The organism is Streptomyces swartbergensis (assembly GCF_002148965.1).
Classification (GTDB): domain Bacteria; phylum Actinomycetota; class Actinomycetes; order Streptomycetales; family Streptomycetaceae; genus Streptomyces; species Streptomyces swartbergensis.
Genome location: NZ_NGFN01000719.1, coordinates 1 through 1,218, shown reverse-complemented (window position 1 = coordinate 1,218; position 1,218 = coordinate 1). Strand labels below are relative to the sequence as shown.

Below are 1,218 nucleotides of genomic sequence, written 5' to 3'. Positions count from 1 at the left end.
GCGGCGCGGGCACCGAGGGCACGGCGACTGAGACCGAGCAGGGCACCGGCGGCGCGGGCACCGAGAGTGCGGCGGCTGACGCCGAGCAGGGCGCGGGCGAGGCGGACTCGGCGGCTGGCGCCGAGCAGGGCACCGGCGGCGCGGGCACCGAGGGCACGGCGACTGAGACCGAGCAGGGCACCGGCGGCGCGGGCACCGAGAGTGCGGCGGCTGACGCCGAGCAGGGCGCGGGCGAGGCGGACTCGGCGGCTGGCGCCGAGCAGGGCACCGGCGGCGCGGGCACCGAGGGCACGGCGGCCGACGCGTCCCGGCAGTCTGCGGAGGAGTCCGTGAGGGGCTCCAGCCGGTCTTCGGGGTCGGCTGGGGCCTCGGCCTCCGCTGAGGCCTCCGAGCCCGGCGAGTCAACCGGCACCGGCGAGGCTTCCAGCCCCCGCGAGGCTTCCGGTACCGCCGAGGCTTCCGGCTCCGCCACGGCTTCCCAGTCCGGCGAGTCCTCCGGCTCCCGTGAGCGCGGGGACGACGCCGTCTCCAGTGACGGGCGGCTGCGGGACGCCGTGGCCGCGTGGGTCGCGTCGGCCGACCAGGACGAGGAAGCCGCGGCAGCCGAGAGCGCCGACAAGGGCTCTGAGGACGGCCAGGAGGCGGCTGAGAGGGCGGAAGAGGCCACGGAGGCCGACACGGACGGCCAGAAGCCTGAGAAGGCCGCTGAGGCCGACGTGGACGCTCGGGACGACCAAGACGCCGAAGGCGCGGACGAGGCCGCCACCGACGTCGCGGACCGGCCGAAGGCCGAAGACCCGGACGAGGCTGCCGAGGCCGGTGCCGGTGCCCAGGGCGGGCAGGAGGAGGCCGACGAGCCCGAGGCGGACCGTTCCGCCACCGGCGTTTCCGAGGAAGCCTCGGCGGACACGCCCACCTCCGACGACACCGACGACACCGGCGACACCCGGGAGAAGCCCGAGACGGCCAAGGCCGACGGCGCGGACAAGGCTCCCGAGTCGGACGCCGAACCCCCCGTCGACCAGCCCACCGCCGTCTTCAAAGCCGTACGGCCCCCGGTCGATCAGCCGACCACCATGCTGAAGCTCGGCGGTGCCGCCAAGGACGCCAAGGACGGCAAGGGCGCGCCCGAGAAGGACGCCGAGCGGACCAGCAAGTTCGTCGCGCTCAAGCCGCTGGACGACCCGTCGACGCGGAAGCCGGCGTCCGGCACAGAGG

1 pseudogene is annotated in these 1,218 nt (G+C 76.2%); it reads left to right on the top strand.

The features are described 5' to 3' along the window. Positions 1–1,218, top strand: a pseudogene (locus CA983_RS46495) (D-alanyl-D-alanine carboxypeptidase); the annotation flags it as partial.